Origin of the sequence: Pseudarthrobacter sulfonivorans (assembly GCF_031454915.1) — a bacterium.
Taxonomy (GTDB): Bacteria; Actinomycetota; Actinomycetes; order Actinomycetales; family Micrococcaceae; genus Arthrobacter; species Arthrobacter sulfonivorans_C.
On sequence record NZ_JAVDRS010000008.1, the window covers coordinates 192,493 to 206,828 of the forward strand.

General features: G+C 65.1%; 12 protein-coding genes. 8 read left to right on the forward strand and 4 right to left on the reverse strand.

Annotated features, from left to right (window positions below):
- The first annotated feature begins 46 nt into the window (after window positions 1–46).
- Window positions 47–1,765 (forward strand): ABC transporter family substrate-binding protein, encoded by a 1,719-nt coding sequence (locus J2808_RS17485; protein ID WP_309819139.1) that lies wholly within the window; start codon window positions 47–49, stop codon window positions 1,763–1,765.
- Between the two features lie 215 nt (window positions 1,766–1,980).
- Window positions 1,981–3,033, forward strand: coding sequence for a Gfo/Idh/MocA family protein (locus tag J2808_RS17490; RefSeq protein WP_309819141.1), 1,053 nt, complete (start codon window positions 1,981–1,983; stop codon window positions 3,031–3,033).
- A 76-nt stretch (window positions 3,034–3,109) separates the two neighbouring features.
- Here the strand turns inward: J2808_RS17490 and ald are convergent, their stop codons facing one another.
- Window positions 3,110–4,228, reverse strand: a complete 1,119-nt coding sequence (gene ald, locus J2808_RS17495) for an alanine dehydrogenase (protein WP_309819143.1) — start codon at window positions 4,226–4,228, stop codon at window positions 3,110–3,112.
- A gap of 233 nt (window positions 4,229–4,461) precedes the next feature.
- Between ald and J2808_RS17500 the strand changes: the two genes are divergently transcribed.
- Window positions 4,462–5,679, forward strand: a complete 1,218-nt coding sequence (locus J2808_RS17500; protein WP_309819145.1) for a PucR family transcriptional regulator — start codon at window positions 4,462–4,464, stop codon at window positions 5,677–5,679.
- Here J2808_RS17500 and J2808_RS17505 read toward each other — a convergent pair.
- Window positions 5,676–6,065, reverse strand: a complete 390-nt coding sequence (locus J2808_RS17505; protein ID WP_309819148.1) for a helix-turn-helix domain-containing protein — start codon at window positions 6,063–6,065, stop codon at window positions 5,676–5,678. The genes J2808_RS17500 and J2808_RS17505 overlap by 4 nt on opposite strands.
- A 48-nt stretch (window positions 6,066–6,113) precedes the next feature.
- Between J2808_RS17505 and J2808_RS17510 the strand changes: the two genes are divergently transcribed.
- On the forward strand, window positions 6,114–6,896 hold the full coding sequence (locus J2808_RS17510) for an alpha/beta fold hydrolase (RefSeq protein WP_309819150.1): 783 nt from the start codon (window positions 6,114–6,116) through the stop codon (window positions 6,894–6,896).
- A gap of 68 nt (window positions 6,897–6,964) precedes the next feature.
- On the opposite strand, the gene J2808_RS17515 is transcribed toward J2808_RS17510, so the two are convergent.
- Window positions 6,965–7,243 carry an HPr family phosphocarrier protein gene (locus tag J2808_RS17515; RefSeq protein WP_309819152.1) on the reverse strand — a complete coding sequence of 93 codons (279 nt, stop codon included), beginning with the start codon at window positions 7,241–7,243 and terminating at the stop codon, window positions 6,965–6,967.
- A gap of 59 nt (window positions 7,244–7,302) precedes the next feature.
- Window positions 7,303–8,988: a phosphoenolpyruvate--protein phosphotransferase gene (gene ptsP / locus J2808_RS17520; RefSeq protein WP_309819153.1), complete on the reverse strand. Its 1,686-nt coding sequence runs from the start codon at window positions 8,986–8,988 to the stop codon at window positions 7,303–7,305.
- Between the two features lie 161 nt (window positions 8,989–9,149).
- On the opposite strand from ptsP, the gene J2808_RS17525 reads away from it, so the two are divergent.
- The 4 genes from J2808_RS17525 to J2808_RS17540 all read left to right on the forward strand — a co-directional run bounded on the left by J2808_RS17525 (window position 9,150) and on the right by J2808_RS17540 (window position 14,324).
- On the forward strand, window positions 9,150–9,878 hold the full coding sequence (locus tag J2808_RS17525) for a TetR/AcrR family transcriptional regulator (protein WP_309819155.1): 729 nt from the start codon (window positions 9,150–9,152) through the stop codon (window positions 9,876–9,878).
- A 49-nt stretch (window positions 9,879–9,927) separates the two neighbouring features.
- Window positions 9,928–11,997: a PTS mannitol transporter subunit IICBA gene (locus tag J2808_RS17530; protein WP_309819157.1), complete on the forward strand. Its 2,070-nt coding sequence runs from the start codon at window positions 9,928–9,930 to the stop codon at window positions 11,995–11,997.
- Window positions 11,997–13,160, forward strand: a complete 1,164-nt coding sequence (locus J2808_RS17535) for a mannitol-1-phosphate 5-dehydrogenase (protein ID WP_309819159.1) — start codon at window positions 11,997–11,999, stop codon at window positions 13,158–13,160. The genes J2808_RS17530 and J2808_RS17535 overlap by 1 nt, the downstream gene beginning before the upstream one ends.
- A 213-nt stretch (window positions 13,161–13,373) precedes the next feature.
- Entirely contained in the window at window positions 13,374–14,324 is a 951-nt protein-coding gene (locus tag J2808_RS17540; protein WP_309819160.1) for a siderophore ABC transporter substrate-binding protein, read from the forward strand.
- Window positions 14,325–14,336 lie beyond the last annotated feature (12 nt).

Below are 14,336 nucleotides of genomic sequence, written 5' to 3' on the forward strand. Positions count from 1 at the left end.
TTACATACCCATCACAAGCACCACCCGCACCTATGAAGGGAAAACAATGACGAATCTGACCAAGATCGGCGGAGCCGCGGCCATTGCCGCAGCTTTGACGCTGACAGCCTGCGGCGGTGGGGGCACCCCCACCGGACCGGAAACGGCCCAGGGGCAGGGAGCGGGCAGCGATCTGTCCAAGCTCATCAGCATCCATGAGAAGCCGGCCGCGGATCTTGAGCAGGGCGGCAAGGTTACCTTGCCGCTGGGCAGCATCGGGCCGGACTTCAACGGATTCTCCAACAACGGCAACAGCTCGGATAACTCCGCGCTGATGGCGCCGATTAACCCGGTTGCGGTCACAGGCGGCGGCATCGGCGGCTGCTGGAAGGTTGACTTCGAGGGCAAGGCAACCCCCAACACGGACTTCTGCGAGTCCGTGAAGAGCGAAGTGGTTGACGGCAAGCAGACCGTCACCATCAAGGTTAACGACAAGGCGACATACAACGACGGCACGCCCATCGATATCAAAGCCTTCCAGAACACCTGGAACATCCTGAAAAGCCCGGACGCCGGCTACGACATTGTCACTTCCGGGTCCTATGCCTTTGTCGAGTCCGTCGAAGCCGGCAGCAGCGACAAGGAAGTCATCGTCAAGATGACCCAGCCCGTGTACCCGCTGGAGGACCTCTTCTTTGGCCTGATTCACCCGGCCGTGAACACCCCCAAAATCTTCAATGAGGGCTTCGTCGGCGAGATGCACCCCGAGTGGATGGCCGGACCGTTCAAGCTGGACCAGTACGACACCGCTGCCAAGACCGTAACCCTGGTTCCCAACGACAAATGGTGGGGCGCCAAGCCGGTCCTGGCAAGCGTGGTCTTCCGCCAGCTGGAAACCAGCGCGCAGATCGCAGCGTTCAAGAATGGTGAGATCGATGCCATGTCCGCGAACACCATCGCTCTGTACAAGCAGCTCGAGGGCACCAATAACTCCGAGGTCCGCCGCGGCCAGCGCCTCTTCGCCGGCGGCTTGAACATCAACGCCCAGCGGATCGCCGACGTCGCCGTCCGCGAAGCCATCTTCGCCGCAGTGGACCGCGAAGCGCTCCGCAAGGTCCGCTTCAACGGCCTGAACTGGGAAGAGCCCAGCTCCGGCTCCATGATGCTCCTGCCGTTCTCGGACTACTACCAGGACAACTACCCGGTTAAGGAAACCGGCCCGGACGCCGCCAAGAAGATTCTGACCGACGCCGGTTACACGGCAAACGCCGCCGGCGTCATGGAGAAGGACGGCAAGCCGGCAGCCTTCAAGATCAGCAACTTCGGTGACGATCCCACCACACTGGCCTTTACGCAGACTCTGCAGAAGCAGCTCCAGGCCGGCGGTATGGATGTTGGCATCGACCAGCGTGCATCCGCCGACTTCGGCAAGGTCATCGGTGGCCGCGAGTTCGACTTGAGCGTCTCGGGCTACACTGTGGGCCCGGACGCCACGTCCGCCGTCAAGCAGTACTACGACTCCAAGATCAATGAGAACGGTCTGGGCGACGCCGAGCTGGACAAGAAGATCGCCGAACTGACCTCCATTGAGGACAACGCGGAGCGCAACAAGGCAGCCATGGAAATTGAAAAGGAGCACATGGCGAAGTACTTCTCCATGGGTGTTGTGATGAACGGCCCGCAGATCTCCTTCGTCCGCACCGGCCTTGCCAACTATGGCCCGTCGCTGTTCCAGAGCCTGTCCCAGGTTCCGGACTGGACCACCCTCGGCTGGGAAAAGAAGTAGCGGCCCCCGCCTGAACGGCACCAGCTGAACTGACTCACCACGGCGAAGGCCGGCCCCTCCAGGAGTCCGGGAGGTGCCGGCCGTCGCCGTCTGCCGCCGCCCCGGGACGCTCTGTCCCATAATGCGGGTTTTTCCAGAATGCTCTCGTTACTCGTGAAAGAGCATTCTGCTGAAACATACGTTAAGTGAGAGAACGTCCGGGTACGGTTTTCCTTATGACCTCGACTGTACGCACCATCCGGACCGCCGTCGTCGGCTACGGCCTCTCCGGCAGCGTTTTCCACGCGCCGCTCATTGCCGCTGATAGCCGCTACTCGCTCGACGTCATCGCAACGTCCGACGCCGGCCGGCAGGCTGCGGCGACACAGCGGTACCCGGGCGTCAAAACGGTCCGCGACGGCGGTGCCGTCCTGGAGCTCGCCGGTGACCTTGACCTCGTGGTGCTGGGGACCCCGCCGGCCACCCATTACCCGCTGGCGAAGGCTGCCCTGGAGGCCGGACTGGATGTTGTGGTGGACAAGCCGTTCGCCGTCAGCAGCGCCGAGGGGCAGGAACTGATCACGCTGGCCGAGCAGTTGGGCCGAGTCCTCTCCGTCTTTCAGAACCGTCGCTGGGACGGGGATTTCCTGACCGTCCGAAAGCTGTTGGCGGGCGAAGTGTTGGGCAACGTGACACGCTTCGAGTCCAGTTTCGAGCGCTGGTCGCCGGAGATTTCCAAAGCGTGGAAGGCGAGTGCCACGGCGTCAGACGGCGGCGGTGTGCTGTACGACCTGGGCACGCACCTGATCGACCAGGCCCTGCAGCTGTTCGGACCGGCCACAGTGATCCATTCTGAACTGCGGATCCGGCGCCCCGAGGAGAAAGCCGACGACGACGCGTTTGTGGTCCTCCAGCACGAGTCGGGCGTCATCAGCCACCTGACCATGAACATGCTCTGCGCCCAGCAGGGCCCTCGTTTCCGTGTCCTGGGAACCAGTGGCGCCTTCACCAAGCACGGGATCGACCCGCAGGAACCCTACATCATTGCCGGCGGCAGCCCGCTGGACGCTGAATACGGCGTTGAGGCATCGGAATGGGCCGGAACGCTGGGCCGCGACGGACACCTGGATGCGCTGCCCACCGAACGAGGCGCCTACCCCGAGTTCTACCGGCTGCTTGGGGACAAGATTCTCGACGGCGGAACCACCTCCGCCCTGCCCGTACCGGTGGACCCTGCAGGCGCCGTCGAGACCCTGAAGCTTATTGAGCAGGCACGCGACCTGGCTTAAAGACAATCGACTGCTCCATAACCGCCGTTCTGGGGGTCCAAAAGGGCGGTTAAGGAGCAGTCGATGGGGGAAGCAGCTAAGCCGAGACGAGCTCGTGCCAGTCCGCGACGAGGGGCAGGTCGTGGGCCTCGGAGACAGAGTGGTGTGCCACGTGGCCGCCGGCGATGTTAAGGCCTGCGGCGAGGGCGGGATCGCGGTCGAAGGCGGCCCGGACACCTAGGTTGGCCAGGGCGACGGCGTAGCGCAGCGTGACGTTGGTCAGGGCGTAGGTGGAGGTGTTGGGGACGGCGCCGGGCATGTTGGCCACGCAGTAGAAGATGGTGTTGTGCACCTTGTACGTGGGCTCCTGGTGCGTCGTGGGGTGCGTGTCCTCGAAGCAGCCGCCCTGGTCCACGGCAATGTCCACCAGCACAGAGCCCGGCTTCATGCGCGCCACGAGTTCGTTGGTGACCAGCTTGGGGGCCTTGGCGCCGGGGATCAGGACGGAGCCGATCACGAGGTCCGCGTCCACCACTGACTTCTCGATCTCGTACTTGTTCGACGCTACGGTCTTGAGTCGGCCGGCGTACTGGGCGTCCAGTTCGCGGAGGCGGTTGATGTTGATGTCCAGGATGGTCACGTCAGCGCCGAGGCCCAGGGCCATTGCCGCGGCGTTGGTGCCGGCAACACCGGCGCCAAGGACAACTACCTTGGCCGGGCGGACGCCGGGAACGCCACCCAGGAGGACGCCCTTGCCGCCCGCGGGTGCCATCAGGGAGGTGGCGCCGACCTGGACGGACAGCCGGCCGGCAACCTCGGACATCGGGGCCAGCAGCGGCAAGGTCCGGCCTTCCTGCACGGTCTCGTAGGCGATGGCGGTGACGCCGGAGTTGATGAGCTCCTGCGTGAGTTCGGGCTCGGCGGCGAGGTGGAGGTAGGTGAAGAGGACCAGGCCCTTGCGGAAGCGGTGGTACTCCGCCTTGATGGGTTCCTTGACCTTCATGACCATGTCCGCGCGGGCCCACACGTCATCGGCCTCGGCCACGATCTCCGCACCGGCGATCGCGTATTCCTCATCCGTGATCCCTGAACCGAGGCCTGCCCCGCGTTCCACCAGGACGGCATGGCCGTTGCTGCGGAACTCGTGAACGCCGGCGGCCGTGATGGCGACGCGGAATTCGTTGTTCTTGATCTCTTTGGGGACACCGATGATCATTTGGGGCTCCATGTTCTCGGACCGGATACGTCCGAAATTGCGGGGAAGGTTGTGATTCCAGAATAAATCCGGCTGTGACCCATCTGACAGCGAGCCGGGATCCGGAACGCACTTGCACCCCGTGATTCCGGGGTTTTTCGTTTTCCATAATCGACAAATGTTCAGCCTGAGAGCGTCAGGTGTCGCCTCATGTCCGTTCGCCGGAAGAGCGTGCTGAGCAGTAGTGTTAGCCCATGCAGCAGGATGTGGAACAGCTGGTGGAGCAAGTGGCCCAGAAGCTCGGGCGCGGGCTCTCGCTGGAGGACCTGGACGGCCTGCTGCTCGCCTACAGCTCCAACCAGTCCCACGCCGACCGCGTCCGGGTGAACTTCCTGTTGAGCAAGAGGGTCCCTGCTGACGTCAGTGCCTGGCAGCTTTCCCATGGCATCGCCACCGCGGTCCGTCCGGTGGTGATCCCGGCCAATCCGGAGCTGGGAATGCTCGGCCGGGTGTGCGTCCCCCTGATGGTGCGGGGTTTCCGGGTGGGCTATCTCTGGGTGCAGCAGGAATCGGCGGAGGAAAATCCGACGGCGATCGTCTCCCAGCTGCCGGCGGTAACCCAGGAAATCGAGCTGCTTTCGGGCATGCTGCTGGACTCCAATACCGCAGAGTCCGAGTTCAGGCGCAGCCGCGAACGCGACTTCCTGGCAGCCTGCTCCGGCGAGGCGAACGCGGTGGCAGCCGTTTCCGGGTGGAAGGAAATCCAGGGCAAGGGGCCGTGGCAGATGGTCACAGTGCTCGACGCCGATGGCTGGGCCGGCGGTCCTGACCCCATCGCCTCGACACTGATCCACCGCTCAGCCGCCCTGCAGGCCACTATAGGCGTGGACATGGCGCTGTTCAGTGCGGGCACGGAAACCCACTCGGTGGTGCTTTTCAGTGAGTCCGTGGGCCGCGCCAACCATGCCCAGGTGCTGGTCCACTACCAGCTGGAGCTGGCCAAGCGTTCCGGCCGGCCGGTGCACCGGATCATCCTGGGCATCAGCGAGGGTTTCGCGAAGCCGCGCGAGCTGGCCGAGGCCTACCGGCAGTCGCGGTGGGCGGCGCAGGCAGCAGCGGTGGATCCCCAGCTGGGCGAACTGGTGGACTGCCGTGCCACCGGGGTCTACCAGCTGCTGGCATCGGCGGGCGGGGGAGCCGGCGCCTGGGCAGACTCCGGGTCCGTGTATGTCCGCATGCTGGAGGACCATGACCGGAATAACGAGCTCTTGCCGGTGCTGGAGCTCATCTATGACAACGACGGCTCGGTCCAGGACGTGGCCACCAAACTCCACCTGCACCGCAGCAGCATCTACAACCGCCTGGGCCGGATCCGCCAGCTCCTGGGCGTTGACCCGCTTAAAGGCATGCCCCGGCTGGAACTCCACGCGGCGCTGAAAATGCGGCGCTGGGCGGCACGACCACGGATCTAGCTGGTCCCGGCAGCCTTCTCGCTCTTCTTCTGCTCGTCCAGCCAGGCCATGATGGACGCCAGCCTGATCCGGCGGTGCGTGCCACGGTATTCCACCGGAATCTCGCCGCGATCGGTCATGTTGCGCAGGTACGTGTGGGAAATGCCGGCGAGTTCGGCCGCCTGCGAGGTGGTGAGCATTTCCTCCACGCTGCTGACGGTCACCGCTTCGCCGCGGCCGAACCGGCTGAGCAGATCGACGACGGCGTCCCTCGCCTGAGGCGTCAGCCGGTGAACCGTGCCGTCCACAAAAACAGTAATGTCGTGGCCGCCTTCCAGTGCCTGCCGCAGTTTCCCTGCGTCCTCGGCCGGCAGGCCGGCAGTCATCCGGGGAGCTATCAGTGCCATGCCAACAGCCTAACCGGCACCAGCAGGCGCTGGCGGTATGCTCGCCGGGTGAAACTCAATGGTGGCAGGGACATTAAATCCGGCGGCCTAACGGGCAGGCTCTACTCTTCCGTGGCGCCCGCCGGCGACGGTCCGCGCCGGACGTATGTCCTGCTGCACGGGATCGGCGTCTCCCACCGCTACCTCGCCCGGCTGCACCACGAGCTTTCTTTGGCGGCCGATGTCTACTCCTTTGACCTCCCGGGGTTCGGCGATGCGCCCAAGCCTCCGCGCCAGGTACCGGTTGGTGAATACGCGGCTTTTGTCCGTACTGCGCTCGCAGATGCGGGCGTGACGTCCTGTGTGGTGATCGGCCATTCCATGGGGACCCAGCATGCCGTTGAACTTGCCCTGCAGGAGCCTGGACTCGTGGGCGGTGTTGTGCTTATGGGACCGGTGGTGGACCCCCGCCACAAGTCTGTTGCCCGGCAGGCGCTCGCGTTAACCCGCGATGCCTTGTTCAGCGAAAGCCTGTCCGCGAATGCCGTGGTCTTCTCGGACTATTTTCGGGCGGGCCCGCGCTGGTACCTCACCGAGCTGCCCGTGATGATGCAGTATCCGATGGAAGCCAGGATCAGCGGAATCGGCCAGCCACTGCTGGTGCTGCGCGGCGGCAAGGACCCGATCGCCGGCCGCGATTGGTGCCACCGGCTCGCGGCCCGTGCACCCCACGGCAGCGCAGCCGAGATCCCCGGCCACGGCCACGTTTTCCAGCACACCGCCACAGGGCCGGCTGCCGCCGCGATCAGCAGTTGGGCCCGGGCAGTGGACGGCTTCGGCGTAACGGCCTAACCCGCGTCACCGCGCGAATGGTCACCCACCCGCACCCACCCACTGGGGTGAGTGCCGGCGTCGTGCGCCTATTCGGCGTCGAGGTCCGTTTCCAGGAGCTTAACCAGCGAATCCAGCGCCGCGTCGGCGCCGTCACCGTCGGCCCTCAGCACCACCACATCGCCCTTGGCGGCCCCGAGCGTCATGAGGGACAGGATGCTGGAAGCGTCCAGCGCTTCATCCTCCGGGTCGCCCTGCATGGCGATGGTGACGTCCACTCCCACATCGCCGGCGGCCTCGGCGAAGAGTGCGGCGGGGCGTGCGTGCAGGCCGGAGCGGCTGGCGATGGTGGCGATGCGTTCGGGCATGGTTCCTCCTGGTAGGTGTACGTGGTGGTTGGCAGGGCGCGGGTGCCGGAGTTGGCTGCTCAGAGCCCGAGCTCTTCGAGCACGGGCAGCTTTTCGCGTACCCAGGCGCGGGCCTCGGTAGCGCTGGGCGCGGACAGTGCCAGCTTGGCCAGCTGCTGGGCCTCACCGAGGGTGACCGTCTTCAGGACGGCCGCCACGGCGGCAAGGGAGCGGGCGGTCATGGACAGGGTGGTGACTCCCAGTCCGGTGAGTACAACGGCGAGGGCCGGGTCCGCGGCGGCTTCACCGCAGACCCCCACGGGCTTGTTGTTGCCTTCCGCCCGGGAGCCTTCCACGGTGAGCCCCACCAGGCGGAGCACCGCGGGCTGCCACGGAGTGTTCAGGTTGGCGAGCGGGCCCAGCTGGCGGTCGGCGGCCATGGCGTACTGGGTCAGGTCGTTGGTGCCCAGGCTCGCGAAGCCCACCTCGCGCAAGATGGCCTCGGCTGTCAGGGCAGCGGACGGAACCTCCACCATCACGCCGGGCGTTTTGATGCCGGCATCGGAGCACATGGAGGCGAACCGGGCCGCCTCTTCGGCGGTCGAAATCATCGGAGCCATGACCCACACGTCCGCTTCGGACTGCGCCTCGGCCAAAGCGATGGCTTCCAGCTGGCGGTCCAGGACGCCGGGCGTGGTGAAGTCCGTCCGGTAACCGCGGACGCCCAGGGCCGGGTTGGGCTCCGTGGAGTCGGTCAGGAACGGAAGCGGCTTATCGGCGCCAGCGTCGAGCGTGCGCAGAACCACCTTCTTTCCCGGGAAGGCATCAAATACGCTCTTGTAGGCCGCGGCCTGTTCCTCCACGGAGGGCTCGGAGTCCCGTTCCAGGAAGCAGAATTCAGTGCGGAACAGGCCCACGCCCTGGGCACCCAGCTTGGCCGCCGCCTCGGCGTCCTTGCCGCCGCCTACGTTGGCGAGCAGCGGCACCAGGTGGCCGTCCGCCGTCGTGCCCGTGCCGCTGAACTCCGCCAGAAGGGACGCCGTGGCCGCCCAGGCATCTGCTGTGGCACGCAGCGAATCGTCGGGGTCGGAGGTGATGGCGCCCGCGGCGCCGTCAACATAGACTTCCGTGCCGTCCGGCAGCTCGTCCACTCCCACGGCAGCCACGACGGCCGGCAGGCCCAGCGAACGGGCGATGATGGCCGTGTGGGACTGCGGACCGCCGCCCGCTGTCACCAGAGCCAGGACCTTGTTCGGATCCAGGGTTGCGGTGTCGGCCGGAGCCAGGTCCTCGGCCACCAGCACAAACGGCGTGCTCGAGGTGGGGATGCCGGGCGCAGGGACGCCGCGCAGTTCAGCCACGATACGGGCACGGACATCCAGGACGTCGGTGGCGCGTTCGGCCATGTAGCCGCCCAGGTTATGCAGCATTTCGGAGACGGAGGAACCGGATTCCCAGATGGCGCGCTCGCTCGATAGTCCGCGGGCAATGAGCTTGGCCGCGCCCTTGATCAGCATGGTGTCCTTGGCCATCAGCGCCGTGGCTTCCAGGACGGCTTTGCCGTCTCCGGTGGCGTGCGCGGCCCGGGCCTTCAGTTCGTCGTGGACGGCCTGTGAGGCTGTCTTGAGACCGGCGGTGGCCTCTTCGGCGGAGGTGCCCGCCGCCAGCTGCTCGCCTGCTGGGGGTTCGCTGATCGGTTTGGGCATCTGGCGGATGGTTCCGATGATGCGGCCGGGGCTGACGCCTACTCCTGGGAAGGTCTGCACTGAAGGTCCTCATTCTCTGCCGGTAGCCAGGCCCGCCCTAGGTGGTCCCGGCGCCATGCCGGGGCCGCCGCGACAACTATGTGCGACGGCGGTAACGTGCCTGAAAAAATTGTATGTGATTCAGTTCATATAGCAATGCTATAGGTGATAGGGTAGCGGCTATGAGTTTGGATGGCCAGCTTCCCCCCAAAATGCGACTGCTCAAAGCAGCGGCAGAGTTGCTGGCAAAATCCGCGGGGGCATCCGTCTCCACCCGCCAGATCACGCAGCTGGCGGGTGTTACGGCACCCACGCTGTACCACCACTTCGGTGACAAGGAAGGTCTTTTCGACGCCGTCGTCGCCGCAGGTTTTGAGGAGTACGTTGCGGGCGAGAGGGATTTCGCCCCGTCCGGACAGCCCTTGGAGGACATCCGGCGGATGTGGGACAACCACGTCCAGTTCGGGCTCAAGCAGCCGGAACTCTACCTGGTCATGTTCGGCAATATCCGCCCGGAAAGCCGCCCCGCCATCGTTGCCGATGCCGAGGCACTGCTGGAGGAAATGCTGACCAAAGCAGCGGCTGCGGGCCAGCTGAATGTCCAGCCACGGGAAGCTGCCAGGTCCATCCTGGCCGCCAACGTGGGGGTGACGCTCATGCTGATCGCGGAGCCCGCCGCTGAACGGAACCTGGAACTGTCCATCATGACCCGGGACGCCATGATCTTCGCGGTGTCCACGGAGCAGGCCGCGGGAGCCTCCCCGGAAGACTCCGGGAAGTCCTCGGTGGTGGTGGCAGCGATCGCCTTGAATGCCGCACTCCAGGCATCGCACTCGGACCAGCTCTCCAGCTCGGAACTCAAGCTGTTCCTCGAATGGCTTCACCGGATCTCCACCAGCACGTCGTCGTAAATATCGGACCCATCCTGCGCTGCAGCAGGAATGACGGTTAGGAAATCACATGGCAACAGAGACAGTTGCAAAACCCCGCACCAGCGTGCGGGTCGGCGTCCAGAAGTTCGGGACGTTCCTGTCCGGAATGATCATGCCCAACATCGGGGCATTCATCGCCTGGGGCCTCATTACCGCCCTCTTTATTGAGAAGGGCTGGATCCCGGTCCCCGGGTTGGGAGGCTTCGGCACCAACGCCGAGGGCGATCCCAACGTGGGCCTGGTTGGTCCCATGATCACCTACCTGCTGCCCCTGCTGATCGCCTACACCGGCGGCCGGATGGTCTACGACGTACGCGGCGGCGTGGTGGGGGCCATCGGCACTATGGGCGTCATTGTGGGCGCCGGCATCCCGATGTTCATCGGTGCCATGATCATGGGCCCGCTTGGCGGCTGGACCATGAAGAAGATCGACTCCCTCTGGGACGGCAAGATCCGGCCCGGCTTCGAGATGCTGGTGAACAACTTCGCTGCAGGCATCTGGGGCGCGCTGCTGGCCATGCTTGGCTTTTACGGCATCTCCCCACTGGTGCAGGCGTTCAGCACGGGCGCCGGAAACGTGGTCCAGTTCCTGGTCAACAACGGCCTGCTGCCGCTCACCAGCATCTTCATCGAGCCGGCCAAGGTCCTGTTCCTGAACAACGCCATCAACCACGGCGTACTGACCCCGCTGGGAATCCAGCAGTCGCTGGAGCAGGGCAAGTCCATCCTGTTCCTGCTTGAAGCCAACCCCGGCCCCGGCCTCGGCATCCTGCTGGCGTACATGTTCTTCGGCAAGGGCGTGGCCAAGGCGTCTGCCTCCGGTGCAGCGGTCATCCACTTCCTCGGCGGCATCCACGAAATCTACTTCCCGTACGTCCTGATGCGCCCGCTGCTGATCCTGGCCGCGATCGCCGGCGGCATGACGGGTATTGCCACCCTGGCCATCACCGGCTCCGGGCTGGTTGCGCCGGCAGCACCTGGTTCGATCATTGCGGTGCTCGCCCAGACCTCCCGTGACAGCTACCTCGGGGTGATCCTCGCGGTGGTGCTCGCCACCACGGTTTCGTTCCTGGTGGCCTCCGTGATCCTGAAAACCACCAAGCACAGCGATGAGGTGGACCTTAACGACGCCACGTCCAAGATGGAGGCCATGAAGGGCAAGAAGAGCTCGGTCTCCTCAGTCCTGACGGGCGCGGGCGCGGGCGCAGGTGCCGGCGTTGGCACGGCCGTCCTCGCCGGTCCCATCAAGAACATCGTTTTTGCGTGCGACGCCGGAATGGGGTCCAGTGCCATGGGCGCCTCGGTGCTCCGCAACAAGATCAAGGCGGCCGGGTTCCCGGACGTCAAGGTCACCAATTCGGCCATTGCCAACCTCAGCGACACGTACGACGTTGTGATCACGCACCAGGACCTGACCGAGCGGGCCAAGCCGGTTACCTCGAGCGCGGCGCACTTCTCGGTGGACAACTTCATGAACAGCCCGCGGTACGACGAGATCGTGGAACTGGTCAAGGAGCACAACACCGAGGGTGCAACGCCCGACGCCGTTGCTGGCGCCGGTGCTGCGACCGCCACCGCGGCCGCTGCAGGCGCTGCAGCGGCAGGCCATGGCGCGCACGTTGCCAACGCTCCCGTGGACGCGGAACCTGCCGCAGCCGCACCGCCGTCGGACATCCTGGTGGCCGACAGCGTCATCCTCAACGGCACCGCCACCACCCGTGATGCGGCGATCGACGAAGCCGGCCGGCTCCTGCTGGACCGCGGCGCCGTGGACGAGGGCTACATCGCAGCGATGCACGAGCGCGAAGAGTCCGTGTCCACGTACATGGGCAGCTTCCTGGCCATCCCGCACGGCACGAACGCGGCCAAGGACCACATCATGAAGTCCGCGGTTTCCGTGATCCGCTACCCGGACGGCATCGACTGGAACGGCAAGCAGGTCAAGTTCGTGGTGGGTGTTGCCGGCATCAACAACGAGCACCTCCATATCCTGTCCTCGATCGCCAAGGTCTTCACCAACAAGGCCCAGGTGGCCCAGCTGGAGGCCGCGACATCCGTCGACGAAGTCCTGGAGCTGTTCGGAAAGGTCAACGCATAGTGAAGGCAGTACATTTTGGCGCCGGGAACATCGGCCGCGGGTTTGTCGGGCTGCTGCTGCACCAGGCCGGGTATGAGGTGGTGTTCGCCGACGTCGCGGACGCCCTCATCACCCAGCTGGCGGCAGCGGACAGCTACAACGTCAACGAGGTGGGGGAGAACCCCACCGTCCGGACAGTGGACAATTTCCGGGCGCTGAATTCAGGCGCCCAGGAAGCGGAGCTGGTGCGGGAAATCGCGACGGCGGACATGGTCACCACCGCGGTGGGGCCGCACATCCTGAAGTTCGTGGCGCCGGCCATCACCAAGGGCATCGCGGCGCGGGACACCGGGCTGGCGCCGCTGCAGGTCATGGCCTGCGAGAACGCCATCAACGCCACGGATATCCTGCGGGCCGAAGTGGCTGCGCTGTGGGACGACGCCGCGGGTTCACTGGACTCCCTGGCAGTGTTCGCGAACACCGCCGTGGACCGGATCGTGCCCAACCAGGAGCCCGGGCAGGGCCTGGATGTCACCGTGGAGACGTTCTACGAGTGGGTCATCGACAGGACCGCGTTTGGCGATGCGGCGCCCGTCATCCCGGGCGCCACCTTTGTGGACGAGCTCTCGCCCTATATCGAGCGGAAGCTCTTCACCGTGAACACCGGGCACGCCTCCGCGGCGTACTTCGGGTTCGAAGCCGGGTTGGAGAAACTCTCCGACGCCATGGCGGACCAGGACGTGGCAGAGGACGTCCGCGCCGTCCTGGAAGAGACCAAGCAGCTGCTGGTGGCCAAGCACGGCTTCAACAACGATGAGCAGGAAGCCTACGTCCAGAAGATCCTGGCCCGGTTCTCCAACCCGCACCTGCCGGACTCGGTGAACCGCGTTGGCCGCGCCCCGATGCGCAAGCTCAGCCGGCACGAACGGTTCATCGGCCCGGCGGCTGAGCTGGCAGAGCGTGGGATTGTGCCCGAGGCCCTGCTGGGTGCCATCGCCGCGGCACTGCGCTTCAACGATCCCGCCGACGCCGAGGCCACGGAACTCGCGCAGATCCTGGCGTCGTCTTCGCCCGCGGACGCCACCGAACGGATCACCGGACTGGCTCCCGGCCACCCGCTGTTCAGCGCCGTATCCATGCTCGTGGAGGAGCGCCAGGCGGAAGGGGCCAAAGCCCCGGCCTAAACGCTCTCCCACTAGTGCGGGTTTTTGAGCAACCCTCTCGCACCAGACCACGACGCCGGCACTCACCCGAGTGCCGGCGTCGTGCGTTGTGATCCCACTCACGATTAGTCCAATAAGTGGCGTTACGTTTTGAAGTTAGCCTGACCTTACTAATAAGGTGCTAGGACATTAGGCAACAAACGTGTGACGTTATTAGCGGACTGGAGAACGATCGTGAAGAAGAAGCTTTCGAGCTACCTGGGGGCACTGGCAGCGGGAGCGGCGCTTCTGACCATGACGGCGTGCGGCGGCAGCGCCACCGCCACGCCGGCATCCGGGGCAGCCTCCAGTATCACCGTTGAGCATGCCCAGGGCAGCACCGCCAACGTCCCGGTCAACCCGGAAAAGGTCTTCACGTTCGACCTCGGCGTCCTGGACACCCTCGATGCGTTGGGTGTTGAGCCCGCAGGCGTTCCGGAGGCCAGCTACCCCGAATCGCTCTCAAAGTACGCGGATGCGAAGTACGAAAAGATCGGTTCCCTCAAGGAACCCAATTTTGAAGCGGTCAGCGCCGGCGCTCCGGACCTCATCATCATCTCGGGCCGCACCGCCGGAGCCTACGAGGAACTGAGTAAGATCGCCCCCACCATCGACCTGTCGATCGATGCCAAGAACCCGATGGAAAGCTTCAAGGACCAGACCAAGAAGCTGGGCACCATCTTCAACAAGGCGGCCGACGTGGACGCGAAGCTGGCAGCCGTTGACGCCACCATCGCCGAGACCAAAACGAAGGCAACTGACGCCGGCAAGGGCCTCATTGTCCTGACCTCCGGCGGCGAAGTGACGGCCTACGGCGCCGGCTCCCGCTTCGGTATCATCCACGATGTCCTGGGCGTGCCCACCGCGGCTGACGTCAAGTCCGAAGGAAGCCACGGCGAGTCCGTGTCCTTCGAATACATCAAGCAGGTCAACCCTGACCTCCTGTATGTGATCAACCGCGACACCGCCATCGGCGCCGAAGCCGCTGCAGCCAACCCGGTCCTGGACAACGAGCTGATCCAGTCCACCAACGCCGCCAAGAACAACAAGGTCATCAGCCTCGACCCCGCGGCCTGGTACATCGTTGGCTACGGCCTGAACAACGTCCAGGCAATGGTTAAGGCCGTTGCCGATTCGGTGGCCTGAGCCTTCCCTGAC

What these genes read in the sequence shown, in the direction of transcription:
- J2808_RS17525 (WP_309819155.1), top strand. Translation starts at nt 9,150, where the DNA reads ATGAGTTTGGATGGCCAGCTTCCCCCCAAAATGCGACTGCTCAAAGCA.
- J2808_RS17505 (WP_309819148.1), bottom strand. Translation starts at nt 6,065, where the DNA reads ATGGCACTGATAGCTCCCCGGATGACTGCCGGCCTGCCGGCCGAGGAC.
- J2808_RS17530 (WP_309819157.1), top strand. Translation starts at nt 9,928, where the DNA reads ATGGCAACAGAGACAGTTGCAAAACCCCGCACCAGCGTGCGGGTCGGC.
- J2808_RS17490 (WP_309819141.1), top strand. Translation starts at nt 1,981, where the DNA reads ATGACCTCGACTGTACGCACCATCCGGACCGCCGTCGTCGGCTACGGC.
- J2808_RS17515 (WP_309819152.1), bottom strand. Translation starts at nt 7,243, where the DNA reads ATGCCCGAACGCATCGCCACCATCGCCAGCCGCTCCGGCCTGCACGCA.
- ald (WP_309819143.1), bottom strand. Translation starts at nt 4,228, where the DNA reads ATGATCATCGGTGTCCCCAAAGAGATCAAGAACAACGAATTCCGCGTC.
- J2808_RS17500 (WP_309819145.1), top strand. Translation starts at nt 4,462, where the DNA reads ATGCAGCAGGATGTGGAACAGCTGGTGGAGCAAGTGGCCCAGAAGCTC.
- J2808_RS17485 (WP_309819139.1), top strand. Translation starts at nt 47, where the DNA reads ATGACGAATCTGACCAAGATCGGCGGAGCCGCGGCCATTGCCGCAGCT.